Origin of the sequence: Pseudomonas sp. StFLB209 (genome assembly GCF_000829415.1) — a bacterium.
Lineage (GTDB): Bacteria > Pseudomonadota > Gammaproteobacteria > Pseudomonadales > Pseudomonadaceae > Aquipseudomonas.
Genome location: NZ_AP014637.1, coordinates 3939218 through 3962169 on the forward strand (window position 1 = coordinate 3939218; position 22952 = coordinate 3962169).

Sequence of the window (22952 nt, forward strand, 5' to 3'; positions counted from 1 at the left end):
TGTGCACCCGGCAGCCGATAACCCGGTCAATGAGGCATGGCACTTTTTCTGGTTGGGTTCTGACATGATTCGCCCCGTAGATTTGGCAACCCGGCCACAGGTGGCTTTGCAGTCGTATCTGGATGCGCTGCTGCAAGACGTCACCGACGAGCTGTTGGTGGTGCCGGCGCCGGTTGATCATTTCGATGAATTCAAGGCGGCTGTGCTTGAAGAGCAGGCGCATGACGCCCGTATGCTGGCACCCAAACCGCTGGCAGTGGCTGTCGCGGCGCCGGCACCGGTGGCAGTACCGGTTGCTGTTGCGGTCCAGGCCAAGGTTCAGGCCAGGGTCGAGCTGCCGGTTCCGGTGGTGGTGCCTGAAGTGGTGGTGCCCAAGCTCGAGGTTCCGGTCGTCGAGGCGCTGGAGTCGGCCATTGCGCGGGCCGAGCCAGTGGCTGAGCTCAACACCCGGCTCGATCAGAGCCCGCCACCACCACCGGCCACCGATGGGCGTCCGGACTGGGCTGCCGAGCCGTTCGAGTGCCTGTTGTTCGATGTGGCGGGTTTGACCCTGGCGGTGCCGTTGGTGTGTCTGGGGGCGATCTATTCTCTGGAAGGGCAGGAACTGACGCCGCTGTTTGGTCAGCCTGACTGGTTCCTGGGCATCCTGCCGTGCCAGGCCGGCAACCTGAAGGTGCTCGACACCGCCCGCTGGGTCATGCCGGACCGCTATCGGGAAGATTTCCGCCAGGGATTGAAGTATGTGATTTCGGTACAAGGTTACGAGTGGGGGTTGGCGGTGCATCAGGTCAGCCGTTCGCTGCGCCTGGACCCGCAGGAAATCAAGTGGCGCGCCCAGCGCGGTCATCGGCCATGGCTGGCCGGTACAGTGATTGAGCATATGTGCGCCTTGCTCGATGTTGCACAGTTGGCCGAGTTGATCGCCAGTGGCGCGGTCAAGCAAATGAACACGCTCAGATAATCGATAATCATTGGCTGGCGCTTGTTGCGCTGCCTGCACAGCACTAGGTGAGGGGTTGGAAACATGAATAAGTCGTCTGCACAAGGTTCCGAAGATCCCATCCTGCAGTGGGTGACCTTCCGTCTGGACAACGAGTCGTACGGCATCAATGTGATGCAGGTCCAGGAAGTGCTGCGCTACACCGAAATCGCGCCGGTGCCAGGTGCTCCCAGCTATGTGCTGGGTATCATCAACCTGCGCGGTAACGTGGTCACGGTGATCGACACGCGCCAGCGCTTTGGTCTGGCCCCGGTCGAGGTCAGTGACAACACCCGGATCGTGATCATCGAAGCCGACAAGCAGGTGGTCGGTATCCTGGTCGACAGCGTGGCGGAAGTGGTCTATCTGCGTCAGTCCGAAGTCGAGACCGCGCCGAACGTGGGTAACGATGAGTCGGCCAAGTTCATTCAGGGCGTGTGCAACAAGAACGGCGAATTGCTGATTCTGGTTGAGCTGGACAAGATGATGACCGAGGAAGAATGGTCCGAGCTGGAGAACATCTGACCGATGCTGTGGATCGCTGTCGGTGTTCTGGGCATGCTCTGGGTCGTGACCCTGGTTGTGCTGCTGAATCATATCAAGCGCCAGCGTCAGCTCGATGAGCAGCGTAGCAAGGCTGATGAAGCCCGTGAGCAACGTCTGCGCGAGCTGGCCCGGCGAGTGGAAAACTTCCAGAAGGGCACGGTCGGCATGGGCGAGGATCTGCACGAACTGCGTGCCATCGTCGCCGTGTTGCCGGACAAGATCACGGCCCTGGAGCAACGTGATCCTTCGACCCTGACCTTTGCCCAGGCGGCGCGGCTGGTGGGGATGGGGGCCAGCGTCGAAGAGCTCACCCAGTCTTGCGGCCTGACCCAGGCCGAAGCGCAACTGATGAGCAAGCTGCACAAGAACAGTTGAAGGCGGCAAGCCACGAGCGGCATGGATGCCGCTTGTGGCTTGAAGTTCGCGCCTAGCGCCCTCTGAGCGGGGTGATGTCTTTTTCCCGCGGTGGGTCATTCGGCCCCTGGCCCGCCGGAAACTTGCCCTTCAAATGCCAGGCAAAAGCGATGATTTCGGCGATGGTGCGATACAGCTCCTGAGGAATGCTGTCGCCCAGCTCCAGGCGTGCCAGCAGCTTGACCAGTTCGGCATTCTCATAGATCGGCACTTCGTGCTCGCGGGCAATGCTGAGGATTTCTTCCGCGAGGCGGTCGTCACCTTTGGCGCTGAGGGTGGGTGCCTGCTGGCCGTCGTAGGTAAGGGCAATGGCCTGGCGAGGGTTGGCAAGGTCAGAATGGCTCATCAGGCGTTCTCGTCGATCCAGCGTTGTTCAAGGTGGGTACGTGGGCCTTGTGGTGCGCTGCCATGGGAGCACGCCAGCTCGCCCACCGCCAGGCCGCAGGCAACCAGGCGCTCGCGCAGGTAGCCAAGTTCGCGCTCGATCAACTGCGCACTGTCCTCGCGCTGGGCCCAGAGCTGGCTGGACAAAGTGCCGCGCACCAATTGCGCGTGAACCTGCAAAGGCCCCAGCGGCTCCAGATCAAAACTCAGGTCGATGCGCCAGAGCTGCTCGCGCTGCTGTGCTCCTGATTCCTCTTCGCGGCCCTGTTGTTCTTGCCGCTCTGGCGAGTCTTCGCGTTGTACCTTGACCTGCAGCGGCACGATTTCATGCGCATGGCGCATCGGCACTTCAGTCTGCCAGGTGGTCAGCTGGGTTCCATCGGGCTGGGTGCGGGTCTGTTCCAGCGCGCCGAGTTGATGGCTCTGCACCCGTGATACCGCTGCGGCCGCCAGTTTGAGCAACAGCTCCAGGTCATCTTTTTCTGCGCCTGCACCGGCATCGCGTGCCGGCAGCGGAAAGCTGCTCGGCATCACCGGCGGCGCGAGCTGGCCCAGAGTGCCCAAGGCGGCGCGGATGGCGCTGGGCATCACCCGGACCAGCGTGTTGGACGCGGCGGCGGCGCTGTAGGCGGTGTTGGCCGGCACTCCGGGCGGCAGGATCTGGGCGATCAGGCGCATCAGATTGGCTTTCATGTCCGGCAACTGCGTCAGGTTCTGGCCGGCCAACAGTTTTGACTCCATGAACAGGCCGCTGGCGTTAAGCGCTTGTGCCACATTGCGCGGGCTGGCCATTTGCTCAATGTCGGGAATATCGGCCAATAACTGGTCAACCCTGGCTTGCAGTGCAGGGGCGATCGGGGCCTGGCTGCGTGGCAGGTTCTGCAGGGCGTTGAACAAATTCTCCAGCGACCCTTGGCGGCTCTGTTGAGTGCTCAGTTGCTGAGCGACCGCCAATTGATCGAGGCCGCCGGGCAGGGGGACAAAGATCAGCGCTTGGCTGCCCAGCACCCGGGCGCTGAGCAGGCTGCCCAGCTTCAGTGGCTCTGGGCTGTCGATGCTCAAACTGGTGCCCGCCAGCGCGGTGTTGAGCAGCAGCACGATCGAGCGATACTGGCCGGTGAGCCCTTGGCCCGAGGCCGGGCCAGCGGGTTGGCCGGGACCCGAAGGCGCTGTGGTCAGTGAGTTGATGACCTGACTGGTCAGCACCTTGCCCTGCAACAGCGTACCGATCGGTATCTGCCGGGTATCGAGTTCGGTCTTGAGGTTATTCAATGCACTGTTGATCTGCTGCAACGACAGCGTCAGTTCATTGGGTGATGCTTGCGCCACCAGCAATTGGGTGCCGGGTGTCAGCGGCAGGTTGCTCGTCACCTGCAGGCTGGTCTGGTTACCGTTACCCAGCATCACCCGCAGCAGCAACTGAAATTGCTGGTCGATCTGCTTGAGGGTGACCACTTCAGCTTCGGCGGTCTGACCTTGGGGGATCAGATTGGCCGCAGCGTTGAACAGGGTCAGAACCTGATTGGCCGTGATGCTGGCACGCAGTTGGGCCAGGTTGGGATTGGCCGGCGGGACGCTGGCAATATCACCTGTCATTAAGCTGTGACCTGCTGAATTAGACGCTTTGGGGAGCGGGCTGCCATGTATAATCCCAGCTTTTTTTGCCGGGCTTGCAAGAACCTTGCATCAGTGTAACGGCCGTTACGAGGCCGACTTGAACCTCCATTTAACCCGCTCGCAGCGCCGTGTCTGTTCCGGCTGTGCGCAGTGTACTGGCGGATGTGTGCGATGAGTGTGACTCTACAGGCTGAGGGCCTGTGTTGCGAACGTGACGGGCGGCTGCTGTTCGAGCATCTTGACCTGCAATTGCGGTCGGGGGACATGCTGCAAGTCAGCGGCCCCAATGGCAGTGGCAAGACCAGCCTGTTACGTCTGCTCTGTGGCCTGATGCGCCCGGCCGCCGGGCAGGTTAGCCTCAACGGCCTGCCATTGGCCGGGCAGCGAGGGCAACCGGACCGTCATCTGCTGTGGATCGGCCATGCCACCGGGATCAAGGATGTGCTGACGCCACTGGAGAACCTCGCCTGGCTGTGCGCGCTGCATCAACCGGTGCCGCCTGCTGAGCTGTGGCAGGCGTTGGAGCGGGTGGGGTTACGCGGTTTCGAGGACGTGCCTTGCCATACCCTGTCGGCCGGTCAGCAACGCCGGGTGGCATTGGCCCGGCTGTATCTGCCCGGTCCTGATACCTGGATTCTTGACGAGCCGTTCACCGCGCTTGATGTGCACGGTGTGGCGCAGCTGGAGGCACGGCTGGTCGAGCACTGTGAGCAGGGTGGCTTGCTGGTGATGACCACCCACCACCTGCTGCAGCGTCGGCCGGCCGGTTACCGCAACCTTGATCTGGCGCAGGTGCAGGCATGAGGCAGGTCTTTATCCTTCTGCTGGGGCGCGAAGTCCGCCTGTTGGTCCGCCGTCCGGCGGAGTTGCTCAACCCACTGGTTTTTTTCGCTATCGTGATTGCTCTGTTTCCCCTCGCGGTAGGGCCACAAGCGCAGTTGTTGCAGACCCTGGCGCCGGGATTGGTGTGGGTCGCAGCGCTGTTGGCGGTGTTGTTGTCGCTGGACGGTCTGTTTCGCAGCGATTTTGAAGACGGCTCGCTTGAGCAGTGGGTCCTTTCGCCGCACCCGCTGGCGCTTATGGTGTTGGCCAAGGTGCTGGCACACTGGCTGTTTTCCGGGTTGGCGCTGGTGTTGCTGGCACCTGTGCTGGCCTTGATGCTGGGGTTGCCCACGCGCTGCGTGCCGGCACTGGTGGCGTCACTGTTGCTGGGCACCATGGTATTGAGCCTGTTGGGCGCGGTCGGTGCCGCGCTGACCGTCGGCCTCAAGCGTGGCGGTCTGTTACTGGCCCTGCTGATTTTGCCGCTGTACATTCCGGTGCTGATTCTGGGCAGCGGTGCGCTACAGGCGTCCCTGCAGGGCATGCCGGTTGCTGGCTACCTGCTGTGGTTGAGTTGCCTGGCGGTGCTGGCATTGACGCTCTGCCCATTGGCCATTGCTGAGGGCTTGAAAATCAGCGTAGGTGAATAATCGAGGTGCCGAGACCGCTGTAGCGGTCATCAGCGACCCCCTTGCAGGCGATGCGGGTAACCGGCCCATAGCGTTTGTGTAACCGTGAACAAAGGCAGTTTCATGAAAAGCAGCATTAGTTGGGCCTGGTTTCACCGTCTGGGCTCACCGAAAACCTTCTACGACTTCAGCGGCCGCTGGTTGCCCTGGCTGGCGGCGTTTGCCGCGCTGTCGCTGACTGTGGGAGTGGTCTGGGGTCTGGCCTTCGCGCCAGCGGACTACCAGCAGGGCAATAGCTTCCGGATCATCTATATCCATGTGCCCAGCGCCATCCTGGCTCAGTCGTGCTACATGATGCTGGCGGCCTGCGGCGTGGTGGGGCTGGTCTGGCGCATGAAACTGGCTGACGTCGCGCTGCAATGCGCGGCGCCCATCGGCGCCTGGATGACCGCCCTGGCGCTGCTGACCGGGGCGATCTGGGGCAAGCCGACCTGGGGGTCGTGGTGGGTCTGGGATGCGCGGTTGACGTCCATGCTGATTCTGTTGTTTCTGTATCTGGGGCTGATCGCGCTGGGCAACGCCATCAGCAACCGCGACAGCGCCGCCAAGGCCTGCGCGGTGCTGGCGATTGTCGGGGTGGTGAACATCCCGATCATCAAGTACTCGGTGGAGTGGTGGAACACCCTGCACCAAGGCGCGACCTTCACCCTCACAGAAAAACCGGCGATGCCCGCTGAAATGTGGCTGCCGCTGCTGTTCACCACATTGGGTTTTTACGCGTTCTTCGCCAGCGTGCTGCTGCTGCGCATGCGTCTTGAAGTGCTCAAGCGCGAGGCCCGGACCCGCTGGGTCCAGGATGAAGTGCTCAAAACCCTGGGGCGTCCGGTCACGCAGGTGCAACCATGAGTTTCGAATCCTTTGCCGACTTTCTGGCCATGGGCCGCCACGGGCTGTTCGTCTGGTCGGCCTATGGCCTGTTCGTGCTGGTGGTGTTGATCAATATCGCGTTGCCGCTGCTGTCCCGGCGCCGCTATTTGCAGGAGCAGGCCCGTCGCCTGCGCCGGGAGGGGAAGTGATGAACCCGCAGCGTAAAAAGCGTCTGCTATTGATCCTTGCGTTGCTGACGGGCATCGGCGTGGCGCTGGGGCTGGCCCTCAGCGCCCTGCAAGAGAACATCAACCTGTTCTATACCCCGACCCAGATCGCCAATGGCGAAGCGCCGCTGGACACCCGTATCCGCGCCGGTGGCATGGTGCAAAAGGGCTCATTGCAACGCTCGCCGGATTCGCTTGAGGTACGCTTTGTGGTCACCGACTACAACCGTTCGGTGACCATCCGCTATCAGGGCATCCTTCCGGATCTGTTCCGCGAAGGGCAGGGCATCGTCGCCCTGGGCCGGCTCAATGCCGCAGGCGTGGTCGAAGCCGATGAGGTGCTGGCCAAGCACGATGAGAAATACATGCCGCCGGAGGTCACCAAGGCTTTGCAAGACAGTGGCAAGACTGACAGCCCGACGCCTGCCGCAGCCGTTCCATCAGTCTCCAGGGAGGGGTAAGCCATGCTTCCCGAACTCGGCCATCTGGCCATGATTCTCGCGCTGTGCTTTGCCCTGGTCCAGGCCAGCCTGCCGCTGATTGGCGCCTGGCGCGGTGATCGCTTGTGGATGAGCATCGCCCGTCCCGCTGCCTGGGGGCAATTCGCGTTTCTGCTGTTCGCCTTTGGCTGCCTGACCCAGGCGTTCATGAGCGATGATTTTTCGGTGGCTTATGTCGCGCAAAACTCCAACAGCGCGCTGCCCTGGTATTACAAGTTCAGCGCGGTGTGGGGCGCCCACGAGGGTTCGCTATTGCTCTGGGCATTGATTCTGGGGGGCTGGACCTTCGCGGTGTCAGTCCTTTCACGGCAATTGCCACACGAGATGCTGGCCAGAGTGCTGGCGGTGATGGGCATGATCAGCGTGGGCTTTCTGTCGTTTCTGATTCTTACCTCCAACCCGTTCTTGCGCCTGTTGCCGCAGAGCCCGGCCAACGGCCGCGACCTCAACCCGTTGTTGCAGGATATTGGCCTGATCGTCCACCCGCCGATGCTGTACATGGGCTATGTGGGCTTTTCGGTGGCCTTTGCCTTTGCCATCGCGGCGCTGCTCGGTGGCCGTCTGGATGCCGCCTGGGCGCGCTGGTCGCGGCCATGGACCATGGTCGCCTGGGCATTTCTCGGCGTTGGCATCACCCTTGGTTCCTGGTGGGCCTATTACGAACTGGGCTGGGGCGGCTGGTGGTTCTGGGACCCGGTGGAGAATGCCTCGTTCATGCCCTGGCTGGTGGGCACGGCACTGATCCACTCACTGGCAGTGACAGAAAAGCGCGGCGTATTCAAAAGCTGGACGGTGCTGCTGGCCATCGCTGCCTTTTCCCTGAGCCTGCTGGGGACCTTCCTGGTCCGTTCCGGGGTGCTGACCTCGGTCCACGCCTTTGCTACCGATCCGGAGCGCGGGGTGTTTATCCTGGCTTTCCTGCTACTGGTGGTCGGCGGCTCGCTGACGCTGTTCGCGGTGCGTGCGCCGGTGGTCAAGAGCCAGGTCGGCTTCGCCCTCTGGTCGCGCGAAACCCTGCTGTTGGCCAACAACCTGCTGCTGGTGGTCGCGGCGTCGATGATTTTGCTGGGCACCTTGTATCCGTTGGTCATTGATGCCCTCAGCGGTGCCAAGATGTCGGTCGGCCCGCCGTACTTCAATACCCTGTTCGTGCCGCTGATGGCGTTGCTGATGGCGGTGCTGAGTGTCGGCGTGCTGGTGCGCTGGAAAGACACACCGGTCAAGTGGCTGTTGGGCATGCTGACGCCGGTGTTGATCGGCAGCGTGGTATTGGCGGTGGCGCTGGGCCTGATCCTTGGCGAAGGCCAGTGGGCGGTACTGGCCGTGGTATTGCTGGCTGGCTGGGTGGTGCTGGGCGCGTTGCGGGATATCCACGACAAGATCCGCCACAAGGGCCTGTTCAAAGGGCTGGCCGGTCTGAGCCGCAGTTACTGGGGCATGCAGCTGGCGCACCTGGGGCTGGTGCTGTGCGCGCTGGGGGTGGTGCTTTCCAGCCAGCACAGTATCGAACGCGACCTGCGCCTGGCGCCGGGGCAATCCACCGAACTGGGCGGTTACCGCTTCGTGTTCGAAGGTGCCCGGCATTACGAGGGGCCGAACTTCACGTCCGACCGGGGCACGGTGCGGGTCCTGCGTAATGAGCAGCCAATCAGCGTCCTGCACCCGGAGAAGCGTCTGTACACCGTGCAGCAGTCGATGATGACCGAGGCCGGTATTGATGCAGGCTTTACCCGCGACCTGTATGTGGCGCTCGGCGAGCCGCTGGAGCAGGGCGCCTGGGCGGTGCGTATTCATGTCAAACCGTTCGTGCGCTGGATCTGGCTGGGCGGCCTGCTGACCGGGCTGGGCGGTTTCCTGGCGGCGCTGGATCGCCGCTATCGGCTCAAGGTCAGCCAAAAGGTACGCCAGGCCCTCAGTCCTGCCGGAGCAATCTCATGAAACGCTGGATTCTGTTGATCCCCCTGGTGGTCTTTCTCGGCCTCAGCGCGCTGTTGTTTCGCGGCCTGTTTCTTGACCCTGCCGCGTTGCCGTCGGCGCTGATCGGCAAGCCGTTTCCCGAGTTCAGCCTGCGCGATGTCAGCAGCGCCAGGACCCTGACCCGTGCCGACTTGATCGGGCGCCCGGCGCTGGTCAACGTCTGGGCCACCTGGTGCGTGGCCTGCCGTGCCGAACACCCGGTGCTCAACCGGCTGGCGCAGCAGGGGGTGGTGATCCATGGCATCAACTACAAGGATGTGAACGCCGAGGCGCAGAAGTGGCTCAAGGACTTTCATAACCCTTACCAGCTCAATATCCGCGACGATGACGGTACGCTGGGTCTGAACCTTGGCGTATACGGCGCTCCGGAAACCTTCTTGATCGACAGCCAAGGCATCATCCGCCACAAATTCGTCGGAGTGATCGACGATCAGGTCTGGCGCGAGCAACTGGCCGGCCGTTATCAGGCACTGGTTGACGAGGCCCGGCCATGAAGCGCTGGCTGGCCGCTGCGCTGTTGAGTCTGGGGCTGACCGGTCTGGCCCAGGCCGCCATCGAGGCGCATACCTTTCGCGATGAAGCCGAGCGGGCGCGGTTTGCCGAGCTGACCCGCGAACTGCGCTGCCCCAAGTGCCAGAACCAGGACATTGCCGACTCCAATGCGCCGATCGCTGCCGATCTGCGTAAGGAAATCTACCGGTTGCTGGAAGAGGGCCGCAGCAATCGCCAGATCGTCGATTACATGGTCGATCGCTACGGCGAGTTCGTGCGCTACAAGCCGACCCTCACGGCCCGCACCTGGCTGCTGTGGTTCGGCCCGGCCGGCCTGTTGATCGTCGGCGGCGCTGTGATTGCGCTGATCGTCCGGCGTCGGCGCCTTGCGGTGCACAGCGATGCAACGCTTTCTGACGAAGAGCGCGAGCGTCTGGCGAATCTTTTGAATAACCACCCCATGGATAAACACCGGCAATGATCGATTTCTGGATGGCCGTCGGGCTTGTGTCACTGGTGGCTGCAAGTTTCCTGCTGATTCCGATCCTGCGTAGCCGCCCGCTGGCGGCTGCTGCGGATCGCACGGCAGTCAATATCGAGCTGTACGAAGAGCGGCTGGCGCAGTTGCAGGCCCAACGTGATGCGGGCGGGCTGAGTGCCGAGCAACTGGACATCGGCAAGGCCGAAGCCGCCCGCGAACTGCTGGCCGATACCGAAGGCAGCGACCGCGCCCGTGCGGCGGGCAGCCTGGGTAAAGCCTGGCCGTTGACCGCCGCCATCCTGGTGCCGCTGCTGGGGGTAGGTCTTTACCTGCATTACGGCGCCAGTGAGCGGGTCGAGCTGAGCCGGGAGTTCGCCGAACCGCCGACTTCGCTGGCAGAAATGACCCATCGCCTGGAGCGGACCGTCGAAGTCCAGCCCGAATCGGCCGAGGGCTTCTACTTTCTGGGCCGCAGCTACATGGCCCAGCAACGCCCGGCCGATGCAGCGCGGCAGTTCGAACGCGCAGCGGCACTGACCGGCCGTCAACCGGAACTGTTGGGGCAATGGGCTCAGGCGTTGTACTTCGCCGCGAACAAGACCTTTACCCCGCAGGTGCAGGCGCTGACTGACGAAGCCCTGAAAGCCGATGCCAACGAAGTCACCAGCCTGGGCTTGCTGGGCATCGCGGCGTTCGAGAGCAAGCGTTATCAGGACGCGGTGGACTACTGGACCCGCCTGCAACAGTTGCTGCCGGTTCAGGACCCGTCCCGTGCCGCGCTGGAAGGTGGCATCGCCAGAGCCCGTGAAAACCTCGGCACCACCGCGCCGGCGCCAGCCGTCAGTGGCCCGCAGCTCAAGGTCCGGGTCGAACTGGCCGCCGCGTTAAAAGACAAGGTACAGCCCGGCGACAGTGTATTCATCTTTGCCCGTGCCGTAGGCGGCCCGCCTGCGCCGTTGGCGGTCAGGCGGGTGACTGTGGCTGACCTGCCGATCGAGGTGCAGATGAGCGATGCCGACGCCATGATGCCGCAACTGAAACTGTCGAACTTCGCGCAAGTCCAACTCAGTGCACGGGTGTCGCGTGCCGGGCAGCCAACCAAGGGTGAATGGGTGGGCAACAGCCCACCACTGGCGACCAGCACGACGGCCCGTCAAGCGTTGATCATTGACCGTTCTGAATAGGTACTTGCCATGTCTGCTGTCATCACCTGGCGCCTTGCCCGCACAACCTTGCTGGCCGCCGTCATGGGCCTGAGCGCCTGTGCGGTACACCAGCCACCCTCCGGGCCGCGCAGCCAGGAGTCGATCAAGAGCCTGCCGGGCCCGTCGCAACCGGGCACGCCGAAGCCCAAGCCGAGCCAGCCTGTGAAACCGGCTCCTGCCAAAACCTCGGCCAGCTTCGCGCCGCCACCAGGCGGCAATAGTCATTGGGATCAGAAACTGGGCGTCTATGTGCTTGATGGCAAGACCAACACGTTTTATCGCCAGCGCACGTATTACCAGTGGAACAACGGCTGGAGCTGGTCAACCCAGCCTGACGGGCCCTGGCAGCCGACCGATGCCAATGGTGTGCCGGGTGGATTGGGGCAGAAGTTCGGTAATTGATGTGCGATGAGATTTTGACGGGTTGAGCGGTGTACATTCGCCGCGGCGGCGGTGGCGTCCTGCCCAGCGCACCTAAAGCCGGCTTTCGCACCAAATCGACACCTGCGCTTGGCCTGCGCCCAAGTCGCGTTCGGCGGCGCCTGCAAGATCGCATTTCAAATGATCTGTGCTCGGCTGTAGATCGTTGCCGTTGATTTTGCTTTTGATCTTTGAGCCGAGATGGCACAGGCGCCGCAAATCGCGACTTGGGCGCTGGCCGAGGGTAGGCGTTGATTCGGGGGAGAAACCGACATGGATGTCGCTGCTCTTGATATCAGGAGCAGGTGCGTTGGGCAGGACGCCCATCGCGCCGGCCCCCGAATCGACGCCGGACGGAGGGAAGTTCGCCCGCAGTCCAGACAACCGCGGCAAAGACTCTTGCGCAGAACGGAAGGTCTTCGCGGCTAAAGCCGCTCCTACTTGCCGGTGTAAATCTGGTCGAACACGCCGCCATCGATAAAGTGAGTCTTCTGCACGGTGCGCCAGTCACCAAAGGTCTTCTCAACCGAAAGGAAGTCGACCTTCGGGAAGCGATCCTTGTACTTGGCCAGCACCGTTTCATCACGCGGGCGCAGGAAGTTATTGGCCGCGATCTCCTGACCCTCAGGCGACCACAGGTACTTCAGGTAGGCTTCAGCCAACTCGCGTGAGCCCTTCTTGTCGACCACCTTGTCAACCACACTCACCGGTGGCTCGGCCTGGGCAGAAACGCTCGGGTAGATCACTTCAAACTGATCACGGCCAAATTCACGGGCGATCATTTCCGCTTCGTTCTCGAAGGTCACCAGCACGTCGCCGATCTGGTTGGTCATGAATGTGGTGGTCGCGCCACGGCCACCGCTGTCCAGAACCGGCACATGCTTGAACAGCTTGCCGACAAACTCCTTGGCCTTGGCTTCATCGCCGCCGTTTTTCAGGGTATAGCCCCACGCCGACAGATAGGTGTAACGACCATTACCCGAGGTCTTGGGGTTCGGCACGATGACCTCGACGCCATCCTTGATCAGATCCGGCCAGTCTTTCAGGGCTTTAGGGTTGCCCTTGCGCACGATGAATACCGTGGCGGAGGTGAACGGCGCGCTGTTGTTTGGCAGGCGCGTCACCCAGTCTTTGGGCACCAGCTCGCCGTTGTCGGCCAGGGCGTTGATGTCGGTGGCCATGTTCATGGTGATCACATCCGCCGGCAGACCGTCGATGACCGAACGGGCCTGCTTGCTCGAACCACCAAAGGACATCTGCACGGTGGCCTTTTCCTTGTGCTGGGCCTCCCAATGCTTCTGGAACGCGACGTTGTAGTCTTTATAGAAGTCGCGCATCACGTCGTAGGAGACGTTCAGCAGCGGCGCGGCCTGGGCGCTGCTGCCCAGAGCCAGGCCGGCGGCCAGCAGTGAGGCGGCGAATAGTTTCTTCACAGCAGATTCCTTTAGATGAGTGCGTCGTTGTTATGCGGCAGATATTCAGCTGCCGCGATCATAACGGCGGGGCACCTTGCCATTAAAGATTAAAAAAATATTTACTTATGCCCGATCGTCGAGTTTCGGGAACAGCGCGTTGCCGCACCGTGAACAGAACGCTGCGCCGTGTTCATGCTGTTTCTTGGCGCACACCGGGCAGTCGTGCTTGAGCTGTTCACCGCGCATGGCATTGGCCAGCTCGGCGGTGAAGATTCCGGTGGGGACCGCGATGATCGAGTAACCGATGATCATCACCAGCGATGAAACCATCTGGCCCACCGGGGTCTTGGGCACGATGTCGCCAAAGCCGACGGTGGTCAGGGTCACGATGGCCCAGTAAATGCCCTTCGGAATGCTGGTAAAGCCATGCTCCGGGCCTTCGATCACGTACATCAGGGTGCCGAACACCGTTACCAGGGTCGAGACGCTGGCCAGAAACACGATGATCTTCTGTTTGCTGCCGCGCAGTGCTTCGAGCAGGTAGTGGGCCTGGCGCAGGTACATGCCCATTTTCAGGACCCGGAAGATCCGCAACATGCGGATGATCCGCACGATCAACAGATACTGAGCGTCGCTGTAATAGATCGCCAGGATGCCGGGGATGATCGCCAGCAGGTCGACCAGCCCATAAAAGCTGAAAGCGTACTTCAATGGCCGGGGCGAGCAGTACAGGCGCAGCAGGTACTCGACGGCGAACACCGCTGTGAAGCCCCATTCGATCCAGGCCAGCGCGGTGGCGTATTCGGCGTGGATGCTCTCGATACTGTCAATGATGGTGACCAGCAGGCTGAGCAGGATGATCACCAGCAAGGTCTGGTCGAAGCGGCGGCCGGCGGGGGTGTCGGTCTGGAAGATGACCGTGTGCAACCGCTCGCGGCGGTTTGGGGTGGTGCTCATGGGTGGTCTCTGCGTGGCAAGGATGGCTCGGTGGTCATTCGACAGCGATGGCGAGCGTATTCAAGCGCTCAGCCTGTGATTTCGCCTCCTTGAGCAATTGCTCCCAGTCGCCTGGCTGCAGGTTAAGCCTTGTTCAGGGAAACGTCTGTTTCCCTGGTGCTGAAAAAGTTGTGAGAGTCTGCTCCTGGTTTCTGACGTTTACTACCTGCTGGATGTCAGATTTTTCCGAAATTTTGTGAGAGATTTCTGCGAAGCCGCCCGTTCGGGCATGCTCGGGGCTTGAGTCGGGCTACTGCTGCCAGCCCCCACCCAACGCCAGAAACAGATCGATCTGCCCCATCGCCACCTGGGTATTGGCCTGCGCCAGTTGTGCACGCATCTGGGTGTAGGTGCGGGTGGCCTGCAGGTCCGCCAGGAATGACTCCCGGCCGGCCTGGTAAAAGCGATGGGTCTGTTCGGCGGCTTCTTTGGCCGATTGCTCGGCTTCTACCAAGGCATCGCGGCGGTCGAGCAGGGCGGTGTACTGGGCCATGCTGGTCTGGGTTTCGCGGATGGCATTGAGCACCACGGCGTCGAAGCGCGCCAGCGCGACCTGGCTTGCCGCCTCGGCCTGATGGATGCGCGCCCGGGTGCCATTGCTCGGCACGGTCCAACTGATCAGCGGGCCGAAGCCCCAGCGGTTGGTGGCGGGTTTGCCCAGATGATCAAGAAAACCGATGGTCGCCACCGAGGCGCCAATGCTGATGTCCGGGTACAGCTCGCCGGTGGCCACGCCGATTTCGGCAGTGGCCATGTGCAGGTGACGCTCGGCCTGGCGGACATCGGGGCGGCGCTTGAGCAGCGCGGCGCCGTCGCCCACCGGAATGACCTGGGCGAGGTGCGGCAGCTCGGCGCAGTTCTCGACTCCGGCCGGCAGTTGCGCCACGGGTTTGGCCAGCAGCATCGACAGCCGGAACAGCGCGCTCTGGCGTAGCGCTTCATAGCGCGGCAGTTCGGCGCGCAGCGACTTGAATTGGGTCTGCGAGCGGGTCACCTGGGTCTGATCGCCACGCCCGGCATCGCGCAGGCGCTGGTTGAGGTTCACGCTCTGTTGTTGCAGGTCCAGCGACTGGTGAGCGATGGCCAGCTCTTCGTTGGCGGCGCAGACCTGGGTGTAGGCCCGCACCACGTCGGCCACCACGGTAATGCGCGCCGTATCAGCCGCCGCCTGGGTGGCGTCGACATTGGCCTGGGCCGCTTCGATGCCGCGTTGCAGGGTGCCGAACAGGTCAAACTGATACGAGGTGGTCAGACCCACATCACCCACGGTTGCCACCGGGACTTTTTCAGCCAGCAGAAAGGCTTCGCCCGATTCCTGTAAACGCTGGGCGCCGGCCTTGGCGCTGCCGTGAAAACCTCCGGCGGCTTCGGCCTCGGCGCTCTGGTAGCGCGAGCGTTGCAGGTTGGCCGCTGCGATGCGCAGGTCGGTGTTGCTGGCCAGCGCCTGGCGCACCAGCTCATCGAGTTGCCGGTCCTGGTACAGCCGCCACCAATGCTCAGGCACCGGCGCTGAAACCACATTGGCCGAGTTGCCCAGCGTACCTTGCAGGTCGGCACGATTGACTGCGGCGTCCTTGGGTGGCTGGTAGTCCGGGCCGACCACCTGACAGGCCGATAGCAGGGCGCCGACGCTCAGCGCCAGCAGGCGTAAGGCCGGTTTCATTGCGCGGCCTCCTGGTGTGAGGCGTCGATGATCGACACGGTGGCGGTACGTCCGGCGATCATGCGGAAATTCTCGGGCACTTGATCGAAGGCAATGCGCACCGGGATACGCTGCGCCAGGCGTACCCAACTGAACGCGGGGTTGACGTTGGGCAACAGGTTGCTGCTGCTGGTGCGGTCACGGTCTTCGATGGCGGCGACCATGCTCACGACATGGCCTGTCAGGCGCGCATTGTCGCCCACCACGCGGATATCGACCTTTGAGCCAATATGGATGCCGTCGAGCTTGGTTTCTTCGAAGTAGCCGTCGATGTGATAGGAGGCTGCATCCACCAGTGACAGCACCGGCCGCCCGGCAGTGACGAATTCATGGGGGCGTGGGGCGCGGTCGTTGAGGTAGCCATCCACCGGGCTACGGATCACCGAGCGATCCAGGTTCAGTTGCGCGGCGTCCACTGACACTCTGGCTTCATTGAGTGCTGACAGCGCCCGGGCCTCTTTGGACTGGCTCTCTTCCAGTTGTTCGCGCGATACCAGATTGCCCAGCGACCGGTTGCGGCGATTCTCGCGTTGCGCCTGCTGCCAGGTTTCCTGACGCTCGGCTGCGGTGGCCTGGGCCTGGCGCAGCGCCAGTTTGAAGCGGTCCTGGTCAATGCTGAACAGCACCTGGCCCTTGCTGACCTGCTGGTTGTCGCGCACCTGGACCTGCTGGATCAGCCCGGATACATCCGGGGCGATTTGCACGATGTCGGCGCGAATGTGCCCGTCGCGGGTCCAGGGCGCGAACATGTAGTACATCACCATGCGCCACACCAGCACGCTGGCCAGCGCCACCACAATTAACGTCAGGACCACGCGGCCCAGGGTCAGGATCGGTTTTTTCATGTCATCAGGTACCGGCTAAAGGTGTCCAGTACGCCCAGCAGCAGGGCATACAAACCTGTGTTGAACAACGCCCGGTGCCAGACCAGACGATAAAAGCGGGTGTGCGACAGCACAGCGTGAACAGCCAGAAACAACAGGTACGCCAGGCCCATCAGCACCAGAAAGGTCGGGATGAAGATCCCGTTGATATCCAGCTCGCCAATCATGCAGGTGCTCCATCGGGGCCGTGGATCGGTTGTTCGATGCTTTGGCCATTGACGTCGATGATCTCCAGCCCCGGCAGCAGTGCCAGGCGCAGGCCGCTCAGGGCATGCAGCAGGTGCAGGCGTGCCTGAGGTTCGGCCGGGGCCTGGCTGTTCAGCGCCCGCCGGGTTCGGTCCAGCGTCATCAGCAGGCCATTGGGGGCCGGCAGGCGCTCCCCGGCCTTGAGGCAGGCGGCAAAATAACCGCCGATCTGCGCGACCACCTGACGCAGCGGTGCCTGACAGGAGGTCGGGATCCGGGGTGTCCAGGCCAGCAGGTCAAGCAGGTTCAACGCCACCCGCAGTTCACGCAGTGGCGTGCTGCTGTCCTGGGCGGTCTGGGCCAGGCGTGGCACCTGCTGCATGAGGCGGTCGATCATCTGCACGCCCAGGCGCCGATGTTCGGCCAGAGTGGCCGGTTCGCTCAGGCTGACAATGTCCTGCCAGTTGAAACGGGTCATGCGGCGCACGGCCATCTCTACACCGAACGGGCGCATGATCAGCGTCCAGATGAACGCGAACAGCAGACCGGCGGGGCCGGCCAGATTGTTGTTGATAAACACCAGAAAGTCGGCGTCATAGGCGCCCTGCACGCTGACGAACGTCGCGGTGTTTACCGCCGTCAGCACCGTAGGCAGGAAGAATTTCGGCTGGGCGCTGAGGGTCGCCACCGTGATGAATGGCGCTGCAAAGGCCAGTACCAGCATCGGGAAGTCATGCACTGTGGGCAGCACCACGAACAGGTACAGGCTCGACAGCACCACCGAAACCAGGGTCCAGAAGAAGAACCGGTAGATCTGCGGCGCCGGGTCATCCATGGCGGCAAAGAAGCTGCACGACACTGCGGCCAGAATCACTGCACTGGCGCCGTCCTGCCAGCCCATGAAAATCCAGATCAGCGAAGCGACGACAATCGCCAGCACCGCCGAAGCCACCGAGTAGAGCATCAGACCGCGATCCAGCGCCGGGCTGATCCGTCCCAGCCGCCAGTGTCGGTACACCGCCTGCCAGGGCCGGCCATCATCGGCCTCGATAGCCTGTTGCAAGCTTCGGCAGTCCTGCCACAGATCGATCCACTCGCCCAGGCGATACAGGGCGTTGGAGAGCAGCAGGTGCTCGCGTTCGTCGAGCTGTTCGGCGTCCGGTTGCAGGCGTTGCAACGCCTGATGCAGATAGTCCCACTGCTCCGGTTGCAGGCCGCTGGCAGTGGCTCGCAGCCAGTGGCGCGCCTCGATCAGCAGGGCCGAAAGGTCGGCCATGCGTTCCGGGCAGCGCCGTTCCAGCGCCCACAGCGCGTCGTTGAGCGCGTCGATCACCGGCAGCAGATGGATCATCCGCCCGCGCAGTTCCAGCGCGTGTCGCACGGTCTGTTTATGCGCACCCTCATGGCGCAATTGGCCAATCATTGGCTCCAGGCTGTTGAACCCGGCGGCCATGGCGGTGCGCAGGCCCGCGACCTCGCCGGGGTCAACGTTGCGGCTGAGAAACTGCTCGCTGTACAGGGTGGCATCGCTGAACCATTTGTCGGTGCTGGCCCGGAACACCGGCGCCAGGCGCCGTGGCCAGAACATGGCGCCGACCACCGCGGCGCAGGTGATGCCGAGGAAGATTTCCTCGGTACGCGACACCGCGATTTCAAACACCGCCTGGGGGTTGTCCACGGCGGGCAAGGCAATCAACGGCATGGTGTAGCCGGCCAGCATCAGCGCGTAGCTGTTGGCGGTACGCAGGTGCAGCGACAGGTACAGCAGGGTGCCGGTCCACAAGGCAATAACGATGGCCAGCAGGATCGGCGTCTGGACGAAAATCGGCACCAGGATCACCGAGGCGCAGGCGCCAGTCAGTGTGCCTAGCGCCCGGTACAGGGCCTTGGAACTGGTCGGGCCGACAAACGGGCTGGCGACGATGTACACCGTGGCCATGGCCCAGTAAGGACGCGGCATTTCCATAACCAGCGCGATGTACAGTGCCAGCATCGAGGCAGCGAAGGTGCGTACTCCGTGCAGCCAGTCGCGGCCGGGCGGCAGGTCGCTGAGAAAGTCCTTCATGCTCAAGCCGGATCCCCCTCGGGCGGCAGCGCATCAGAAAACGCCTGCAGCACGCGCAGGGCAATTTGCAGGTCTTCAGCGGTGATGCCGCTCAGCACCCCTGCACGCAGGCGGGTCAGCTCGACCTCGATTGAGGCGGCCAGCTCGCGGCCCTTGTCGGTCAGGCTCAAGGCCTTGGCGCGGCGGTCGTTGGGGTCTTCGGTACGGCAGACGATCCCGGCCTTGCATAACTGGTCGAGCAGGCGCACCAGAGTCGGACTTTCCATCCCCGCAGCATGCGCCACCCTGACCTGATGCACCCCGTCGCCCAGGCGAGCGATGGCCAGCAGGGGACCGGCGCAGGCTTCGCTGATGCTGTAGCTGGACAGCGTGGCATGGCACAGCCGCCGCCAATGACGGGAGGCGGCGACTATGGTGCTGCTGATGGCGCGATGCAGGGTCGGGTCAGACATGGCTCAGGTCGTTAGGGTGAGTATTATTAGTGAGGACATTAATAGCTTGCTAACTATTACTATCCTGTAACAACCTGTTTCAGTCAAATGAAATTTCTTGCTTGCAGGCGCGGCTTCAGCCGCGAACACGCTCCGCCGCTGACTCAGCGAAAAACGCCTGCGCCGCTTCGACAAACCGCTGGTTGGCCAATGACAAGTACTCCTGAGGACGCCAGCACAGGCCAAAGCTCAGCAGTAACGGCGGATCGAACGGCACGCCGACCAGCCTTGGTTGCTGACGCTGGATTGAGCGCAGCAGGGTGCAGATGCCCATCCCGTCGCAGGCCAGGCGGCTGATCAGCGACACGAAGTTGCTCTCCAGGGCAATCCGGTAGCGGACCTGACGGTTGGCGCAGAAGGCGTCTAGCAGGTGACGCTGCAAGAAGCTCTGGTCGAACACCAGCATGTCGATGTCCTGCAGTTGCTCGGCGCAAATTGCTGTTTCGTTGGCCAGCGGGTGGTCGTGAGCCATGCACAGGACCATTTCGTCGCTGCCCAGCGCCACGTGCTCCCATTCAGGATCGATTCGGCGCTGCTCGAGCAGCGCAACGTCTATCTGCCGGTCCTTGAGGCGCTGGCGGATATCGTCAGCGCTGCCCTCGACCACGTGCATGGCCATAGCCGGATACCGCGCCCGAAACTGCGCCAGCAACTCAGGAATATGACCAATACCGTACAACGGCGGGATGCCGACGCGGATCTCGCCGCACTCCAGCGCGGTCAGGTCCTTGAGTGCTTGCCGCGCTCCGCGTAACTGCACCAGGCCAGCTTCTACCCGTTGCACGAACAACTGGCCTTCAGCGGTGATCGTCAGTTGCCGGCCGGCGCGGTTGAACAGTTGCACGCCGAGTTCTTCTTCCAGCCGCGCCACGGCCATGCTCAGCGCCGGTTGCGCCACATGCAGCGCCTGCGCCGCCTTGGTGAAGCTGCCCAGTTGCGCGACCGTGACGCAGTAAGTCAGTGCCTTGAGATTCATGACTCGCCATAGCTAACAAAAATTGATAGGTGGCATCACAAATGAATATTTTTTGTGATGAGCGCGATGCGGCAGGATGGTGTCACGTTTTCCAGCTCATGAGGGTTCGTTTTGAACACGCCGCGCATTTTCCTGATCCATGCCACTCCCTTGTCGATCAGCCCCATCAATACGGCCTTTGACCGGCACTGGCCGCAAGCCGAGCTTGTCAACTTGCTGGAAGACTCGCTGCCCCGTGATTTGAAGGCTGCCGGGCAGCTGACCCCGGCCATTATCCAGCGCTTTCTCGATCTGACCCGTTACGCGGTCAGTGCTGGTGCCGATGCCATTCTGTTTACCTGCTCGGCGTTCGGTGAAGCCATCGATGCCTGCAAGCGCGAAGTGAGCATTCCGCTGCTCAAGCCCAATGAGGCGATGATCGAAGCAGCGTTGGCACAAGGCAGCCGGATCGGGCTGTTGGCGACCTTTGAACCGACCCTGGCGTCGATGCGTGCCGAATTTATCGCGGCTGCCGAACGCCAGGGGCAGGCCTTGGACTTGCAACTGCAACTGGCTGAGGACGGCATGCAGATCCTGGCTCAGGGTGATGGCCCTGAGCATGACCGGCGAGTGGCGCAAGCAGCTGATGCGTTGGGGCCGGCTGAGGTGATCTGCCTGGCGCAATTCTCCATGGCCCGTGCCAGTGAGTGGGTGCGTCAGGTCAGCGGCCTGCCGGTGTTGACCACGCCAGACAGCGCGGTTCTGAAGCTGCGCGGCCTGCTCGATCAGGCTGGTTGATGACCGTTGGTCGGAAGGCGTGCAACTTTTATTCGGTGTTTGAGTCGCGCCATTCAAAAAACTGACACTGCGATGTCGCCGCCTATCCCGATTAATCCGGCGCCGGAGCTGAAACGGTCCTGCACAAGGACGGTCATCGGTGATATCGCAATAATGGCCAGGCGGCTCGGGCAACGATTCATTGACGCTTTCAGGGGGTCAACAAAAAACGCTCCAGGCCGATAGCGGTGGCGAACAGGGCAGGCCGAAAGGCCCGCTCCAGAGCCATTCTGTCGGTGCGCATGCGCACCTTGCGAGCCCCCTATGATTGACCTCGCCACCTGGAATTTGTCCGTTCCTGTCGGCATTCCCGCCACTACCATCAACACCCCGCAATTGGTGCGCGGCTACCAGGATGGTTACTTCCGCTCTGGCGAAACGCTGTTCTTCTGGGCGCCGGTAACCGGCTCGACCACTGACAACGCCAAGTACCCGCGCAGTGAACTGCGCGAGACCACCGCAGATGGTCGGGCTTTCAACTGGAGTTACACCTCGGCAGACAACGTTTTGCGTGCCGCCTTGACCGTTAACCAGGTGCCATCGAGCGGCAAGATTGTCATCGGCCAGATTCACGCTTATCAGAGTAATGAGCCGCTGCTCAAGGTGGAGTATCAGTACAAGGAGAAACTCCAGACCGGCAACATCGTTGCCAAACTGCGGCGCAACCCGGATGCCGAGATTGAAGTCATCACCCTGGCGCAAGGGGTGCCGCTCAATGTGCGCTTCAACTACACCATTGCGTTGACCAGCACCGGCGAGCTGAGCGTCAACGCTTATGATCACGACTGGAAAGTGCGCCTGGATCAGCAGTGGAGTACCAAACTTTTGTACTTCAAGGCCGGGGTCTATACCCAGGACAATACCGGCTATGCCAGTGAAGGGGGGGCGGCGACCTTTTATCTGCTGCGCATCAGCCACGACAAAAAGGCTTGAACCTTTGTAGGAGCAGCTTTAGCGGCGAAGCTAATTCGCGGCTAAAGCGGATCGCCGCCCGACCACTCCTACGGGGCAATGTCGATCAGTTCAGGCCCAGTTTGCCGCGCAGGGTCGAGAGGTCTTCGGCCAGGGTGTTGACCGGACCCACCAGTGCCTTGCGGTCGTTTTCCTTGACCTTGTCATAGGTCATAAAGCCGCCGTCAGCGGTCTGGTACTTGGCCAGGATCTTGTCCACCGAGGCGAAATTCTTGTCCACCTTGGCGGCAAAGGCTTTGTCCTGCTTCTCGATCTGCGGACGGAACAGGTCGACGATTTTCTTCGCGCCGTCAACGTTGCCCTGGAAGTCATACAGGTCGGTGTGGCTGTAGCGGTCTTCTTCGCCGGAGATCTTGGTGGCTGCCACTTCTTCGAGCAGCACGGCGGCGCCGCCGACTACTTTCTCCGGAGGGAAGGTCAAATCGGCAATGCGCTTTTGTAGGTCATTGACGTCAGCCATCAGCTTGTCAGCAATCGCGCCCTGATCTTGCGCGGTGTTCTTCTCGAACAGCGCGTGTTCCAGGCGGTGGAAACCGGTGAAGTCTTCGGCGTCCACGCCTTGTTCGTGGTCATCGACCCGCGAGTCGATGGAGGCGTCGAGGTCGCTGAACAGTTCGGCAATCGGCTCCACGCGCTCGTAGAACACACGGGTCGGTGCGTAGAGTTTTTTCGCGGTGGCGATGTCGCCTTTTTTAACCGCATCGGTGAACTGGCGGGTGTGGCTGACCAGTTCATCGATGTTTTCGGTCACGTAGATCTTGTAGTCGGAGATCGGGCCGACCAGATCCAGCGGTGCGGGGGCGGCAACGGCGGCGAGCGGTGCGCTCAACACACCAAGGGCGAACAGCAGGGCGAGCGGGGTCTTGTTCATATCGACTCTTCCAGTTGA

27 protein-coding genes are annotated in these 22952 nt (G+C 62.2%); 15 read left to right on the top strand and 12 right to left on the bottom strand.

Annotated features, from left to right (window positions below; all coding sequences use genetic code 11):
• The first annotated feature begins 64 nt into the window (after nt 1-64).
• The 3 genes from PSCI_RS17660 to PSCI_RS17670 all read left to right on the top strand — a co-directional run bounded on the left by PSCI_RS17660 (nt 65) and on the right by PSCI_RS17670 (nt 1900).
• A complete protein-coding gene (locus PSCI_RS17660) occupies nt 65-961 on the top strand; it encodes a CheW domain-containing protein (RefSeq protein WP_045489508.1) in 897 nt (298 codons plus the stop codon).
• Nucleotides 962-1024: 63 nt separating this feature from the next.
• Nucleotides 1025-1504, top strand: coding sequence for a chemotaxis protein CheW (locus PSCI_RS17665; protein ID WP_045489510.1), 480 nt, complete (start codon nt 1025-1027; stop codon nt 1502-1504).
• Nucleotides 1505-1507: 3 nt separating this feature from the next.
• Nucleotides 1508-1900, top strand: coding sequence for a DUF2802 domain-containing protein (locus PSCI_RS17670; protein WP_045489513.1), 393 nt, complete (start codon nt 1508-1510; stop codon nt 1898-1900).
• Nucleotides 1901-1952: 52 nt separating this feature from the next.
• Here the strand turns inward: PSCI_RS17670 and PSCI_RS17675 are convergent, their stop codons facing one another.
• Nucleotides 1953-2285, bottom strand: coding sequence for an EscU/YscU/HrcU family type III secretion system export apparatus switch protein (locus PSCI_RS17675; RefSeq protein WP_045489516.1), 333 nt, complete (start codon nt 2283-2285; stop codon nt 1953-1955).
• Complete coding sequence (gene fliK, locus PSCI_RS17680; RefSeq protein WP_045489519.1) at nt 2285-3919, bottom strand: flagellar hook-length control protein FliK; 1635 nt, start codon at nt 3917-3919, stop codon at nt 2285-2287. The genes PSCI_RS17675 and fliK overlap by 1 nt, the downstream gene beginning before the upstream one ends.
• 192 nt (nt 3920-4111) lie before the next feature.
• Here fliK and ccmA point away from each other — a divergent pair, with 192 nt between their 5' ends.
• The 10 genes from ccmA (at nt 4112) to PSCI_RS17730 (ending at nt 11542) form a co-directional block, all read left to right on the top strand.
• On the top strand, nt 4112-4744 hold the full coding sequence (ccmA, locus tag PSCI_RS17685) for a cytochrome c biogenesis heme-transporting ATPase CcmA (RefSeq protein ID WP_045489522.1): 633 nt from the start codon (nt 4112-4114) through the stop codon (nt 4742-4744).
• The gene (gene ccmB / locus PSCI_RS17690; RefSeq protein WP_045489525.1) at nt 4741-5412 is read left to right on the top strand and encodes a heme exporter protein CcmB; all 672 of its coding nucleotides are present in this window, start codon (nt 4741-4743) and stop codon (nt 5410-5412) included. Before ccmA ends, ccmB begins: the two co-directional genes overlap by 4 nt.
• A 102-nt stretch (nt 5413-5514) precedes the next feature.
• Entirely contained in the window at nt 5515-6297 is a 783-nt protein-coding gene (locus tag PSCI_RS17695; protein WP_045489528.1) for a heme ABC transporter permease, read from the top strand.
• On the top strand, nt 6294-6467 hold the full coding sequence (ccmD, locus tag PSCI_RS17700) for a heme exporter protein CcmD (protein ID WP_045489531.1): 174 nt from the start codon (nt 6294-6296) through the stop codon (nt 6465-6467). The genes PSCI_RS17695 and ccmD overlap by 4 nt, the downstream gene beginning before the upstream one ends.
• Nucleotides 6467-6946, top strand: coding sequence for a cytochrome c maturation protein CcmE (gene ccmE / locus PSCI_RS17705; RefSeq protein ID WP_045489532.1), 480 nt, complete (start codon nt 6467-6469; stop codon nt 6944-6946). Before ccmD ends, ccmE begins: the two co-directional genes overlap by 1 nt.
• 3 nt (nt 6947-6949) lie before the next feature.
• Nucleotides 6950-8923 (top strand): heme lyase CcmF/NrfE family subunit, encoded by a 1974-nt coding sequence (locus PSCI_RS17710; protein ID WP_045489534.1) that lies wholly within the window; start codon nt 6950-6952, stop codon nt 8921-8923.
• On the top strand, nt 8920-9456 hold the full coding sequence (locus PSCI_RS17715) for a DsbE family thiol:disulfide interchange protein (protein WP_045489536.1): 537 nt from the start codon (nt 8920-8922) through the stop codon (nt 9454-9456). Before PSCI_RS17710 ends, PSCI_RS17715 begins: the two co-directional genes overlap by 4 nt.
• Nucleotides 9453-9935, top strand: a complete 483-nt coding sequence (locus PSCI_RS17720) for a cytochrome c-type biogenesis protein (RefSeq protein ID WP_045489539.1) — start codon at nt 9453-9455, stop codon at nt 9933-9935. The genes PSCI_RS17715 and PSCI_RS17720 overlap by 4 nt, the downstream gene beginning before the upstream one ends.
• Nucleotides 9932-11119, top strand: coding sequence for a c-type cytochrome biogenesis protein CcmI (gene ccmI / locus PSCI_RS17725; protein WP_045489542.1), 1188 nt, complete (start codon nt 9932-9934; stop codon nt 11117-11119). The genes PSCI_RS17720 and ccmI overlap by 4 nt, the downstream gene beginning before the upstream one ends.
• Before the next feature lie 9 nt (nt 11120-11128).
• Nucleotides 11129-11542, top strand: coding sequence for a hypothetical protein (locus PSCI_RS17730; RefSeq protein ID WP_045489544.1), 414 nt, complete (start codon nt 11129-11131; stop codon nt 11540-11542).
• Between the two features lie 72 nt (nt 11543-11614).
• Here the strand turns inward: PSCI_RS17730 and PSCI_RS17735 are convergent, their stop codons facing one another.
• From PSCI_RS17735 to PSCI_RS17775, 9 genes are all read right to left on the bottom strand, one after another.
• Nucleotides 11615-11887 (bottom strand): hypothetical protein, encoded by a 273-nt coding sequence (locus PSCI_RS17735; RefSeq protein ID WP_045489546.1) that lies wholly within the window; start codon nt 11885-11887, stop codon nt 11615-11617.
• A gap of 110 nt (nt 11888-11997) precedes the next feature.
• Nucleotides 11998-12993 carry a sulfate ABC transporter substrate-binding protein gene (locus PSCI_RS17740; protein ID WP_045489548.1) on the bottom strand — a complete coding sequence of 332 codons (996 nt, stop codon included), beginning with the start codon at nt 12991-12993 and terminating at the stop codon, nt 11998-12000.
• 105 nt (nt 12994-13098) lie between these two features.
• Nucleotides 13099-13932: an ion transporter gene (locus PSCI_RS17745; protein ID WP_045489551.1), complete on the bottom strand. Its 834-nt coding sequence runs from the start codon at nt 13930-13932 to the stop codon at nt 13099-13101.
• A 289-nt stretch (nt 13933-14221) separates the two neighbouring features.
• On the bottom strand, nt 14222-15634 hold the full coding sequence (locus tag PSCI_RS17750; RefSeq protein WP_045489554.1) for an efflux transporter outer membrane subunit: 1413 nt from the start codon (nt 15632-15634) through the stop codon (nt 14222-14224).
• Complete coding sequence (locus tag PSCI_RS17755) at nt 15631-16518, bottom strand: efflux RND transporter periplasmic adaptor subunit (protein ID WP_045489557.1); 888 nt, start codon at nt 16516-16518, stop codon at nt 15631-15633. Before PSCI_RS17755 ends, PSCI_RS17750 begins: the two co-directional genes overlap by 4 nt.
• On the bottom strand, nt 16515-16724 hold the full coding sequence (locus tag PSCI_RS17760) for a DUF1656 domain-containing protein (protein ID WP_045489560.1): 210 nt from the start codon (nt 16722-16724) through the stop codon (nt 16515-16517). Before PSCI_RS17760 ends, PSCI_RS17755 begins: the two co-directional genes overlap by 4 nt.
• Entirely contained in the window at nt 16721-18808 is a 2088-nt protein-coding gene (locus PSCI_RS17765) for an FUSC family protein (protein WP_045489563.1), read from the bottom strand. Before PSCI_RS17765 ends, PSCI_RS17760 begins: the two co-directional genes overlap by 4 nt.
• 2 nt (nt 18809-18810) lie before the next feature.
• Nucleotides 18811-19260 carry a MarR family winged helix-turn-helix transcriptional regulator gene (locus PSCI_RS17770; RefSeq protein WP_045489566.1) on the bottom strand — a complete coding sequence of 150 codons (450 nt, stop codon included), beginning with the start codon at nt 19258-19260 and terminating at the stop codon, nt 18811-18813.
• Nucleotides 19261-19375: 115 nt separating this feature from the next.
• Nucleotides 19376-20275 (bottom strand): LysR family transcriptional regulator, encoded by a 900-nt coding sequence (locus PSCI_RS17775; protein ID WP_045489568.1) that lies wholly within the window; start codon nt 20273-20275, stop codon nt 19376-19378.
• A gap of 111 nt (nt 20276-20386) precedes the next feature.
• On the opposite strand from PSCI_RS17775, the gene PSCI_RS17780 reads away from it, so the two are divergent.
• Nucleotides 20387-21052: an aspartate/glutamate racemase family protein gene (locus PSCI_RS17780; protein WP_045489571.1), complete on the top strand. Its 666-nt coding sequence runs from the start codon at nt 20387-20389 to the stop codon at nt 21050-21052.
• 303 nt (nt 21053-21355) lie between these two features.
• Nucleotides 21356-22024 (top strand): polysaccharide lyase family 7 protein, encoded by a 669-nt coding sequence (locus PSCI_RS17785; RefSeq protein WP_045489574.1) that lies wholly within the window; start codon nt 21356-21358, stop codon nt 22022-22024.
• 85 nt (nt 22025-22109) lie between these two features.
• Here PSCI_RS17785 and efeO read toward each other — a convergent pair whose 3' ends face one another.
• Nucleotides 22110-22934, bottom strand: coding sequence for an iron uptake system protein EfeO (gene efeO, locus PSCI_RS17790; RefSeq protein ID WP_045489576.1), 825 nt, complete (start codon nt 22932-22934; stop codon nt 22110-22112).
• Between the last annotated feature and the right edge of the window lie 18 nt (nt 22935-22952).

Bases quoted from the DNA above. Each gene is read 5' to 3' on its own strand.
- PSCI_RS17660 (WP_045489508.1), top strand. From the start codon at position 65: ATGATTCGCCCCGTAGATTTGGCAACCCGGCCACAGGTGGCTTTGCAG.
- PSCI_RS17665 (WP_045489510.1), top strand. From the start codon at position 1,025: ATGAATAAGTCGTCTGCACAAGGTTCCGAAGATCCCATCCTGCAGTGG.
- PSCI_RS17670 (WP_045489513.1), top strand. From the start codon at position 1,508: ATGCTGTGGATCGCTGTCGGTGTTCTGGGCATGCTCTGGGTCGTGACC.
- PSCI_RS17675 (WP_045489516.1), bottom strand. From the start codon at position 2,285: ATGAGCCATTCTGACCTTGCCAACCCTCGCCAGGCCATTGCCCTTACC.
- fliK (WP_045489519.1), bottom strand. From the start codon at position 3,919: ATGACAGGTGATATTGCCAGCGTCCCGCCGGCCAATCCCAACCTGGCC.
- ccmA (WP_045489522.1), top strand. From the start codon at position 4,112: ATGAGTGTGACTCTACAGGCTGAGGGCCTGTGTTGCGAACGTGACGGG.
- ccmB (WP_045489525.1), top strand. From the start codon at position 4,741: ATGAGGCAGGTCTTTATCCTTCTGCTGGGGCGCGAAGTCCGCCTGTTG.
- PSCI_RS17695 (WP_045489528.1), top strand. From the start codon at position 5,515: ATGAAAAGCAGCATTAGTTGGGCCTGGTTTCACCGTCTGGGCTCACCG.
- ccmD (WP_045489531.1), top strand. From the start codon at position 6,294: ATGAGTTTCGAATCCTTTGCCGACTTTCTGGCCATGGGCCGCCACGGG.
- ccmE (WP_045489532.1), top strand. From the start codon at position 6,467: ATGAACCCGCAGCGTAAAAAGCGTCTGCTATTGATCCTTGCGTTGCTG.
- PSCI_RS17710 (WP_045489534.1), top strand. From the start codon at position 6,950: ATGCTTCCCGAACTCGGCCATCTGGCCATGATTCTCGCGCTGTGCTTT.
- PSCI_RS17715 (WP_045489536.1), top strand. From the start codon at position 8,920: ATGAAACGCTGGATTCTGTTGATCCCCCTGGTGGTCTTTCTCGGCCTC.
- PSCI_RS17720 (WP_045489539.1), top strand. From the start codon at position 9,453: ATGAAGCGCTGGCTGGCCGCTGCGCTGTTGAGTCTGGGGCTGACCGGT.
- ccmI (WP_045489542.1), top strand. From the start codon at position 9,932: ATGATCGATTTCTGGATGGCCGTCGGGCTTGTGTCACTGGTGGCTGCA.
- PSCI_RS17730 (WP_045489544.1), top strand. From the start codon at position 11,129: ATGTCTGCTGTCATCACCTGGCGCCTTGCCCGCACAACCTTGCTGGCC.
- PSCI_RS17735 (WP_045489546.1), bottom strand. From the start codon at position 11,887: ATGGGCGTCCTGCCCAACGCACCTGCTCCTGATATCAAGAGCAGCGAC.
- PSCI_RS17745 (WP_045489551.1), bottom strand. From the start codon at position 13,932: ATGAGCACCACCCCAAACCGCCGCGAGCGGTTGCACACGGTCATCTTC.
- PSCI_RS17750 (WP_045489554.1), bottom strand. From the start codon at position 15,634: ATGAAACCGGCCTTACGCCTGCTGGCGCTGAGCGTCGGCGCCCTGCTA.
- PSCI_RS17755 (WP_045489557.1), bottom strand. From the start codon at position 16,518: ATGAAAAAACCGATCCTGACCCTGGGCCGCGTGGTCCTGACGTTAATT.
- PSCI_RS17760 (WP_045489560.1), bottom strand. From the start codon at position 16,724: ATGATTGGCGAGCTGGATATCAACGGGATCTTCATCCCGACCTTTCTG.
- PSCI_RS17765 (WP_045489563.1), bottom strand. From the start codon at position 18,808: ATGAAGGACTTTCTCAGCGACCTGCCGCCCGGCCGCGACTGGCTGCAC.
- PSCI_RS17770 (WP_045489566.1), bottom strand. From the start codon at position 19,260: ATGTCTGACCCGACCCTGCATCGCGCCATCAGCAGCACCATAGTCGCC.
- PSCI_RS17775 (WP_045489568.1), bottom strand. From the start codon at position 20,275: ATGAATCTCAAGGCACTGACTTACTGCGTCACGGTCGCGCAACTGGGC.
- PSCI_RS17785 (WP_045489574.1), top strand. From the start codon at position 21,356: ATGATTGACCTCGCCACCTGGAATTTGTCCGTTCCTGTCGGCATTCCC.
- efeO (WP_045489576.1), bottom strand. From the start codon at position 22,934: ATGAACAAGACCCCGCTCGCCCTGCTGTTCGCCCTTGGTGTGTTGAGC.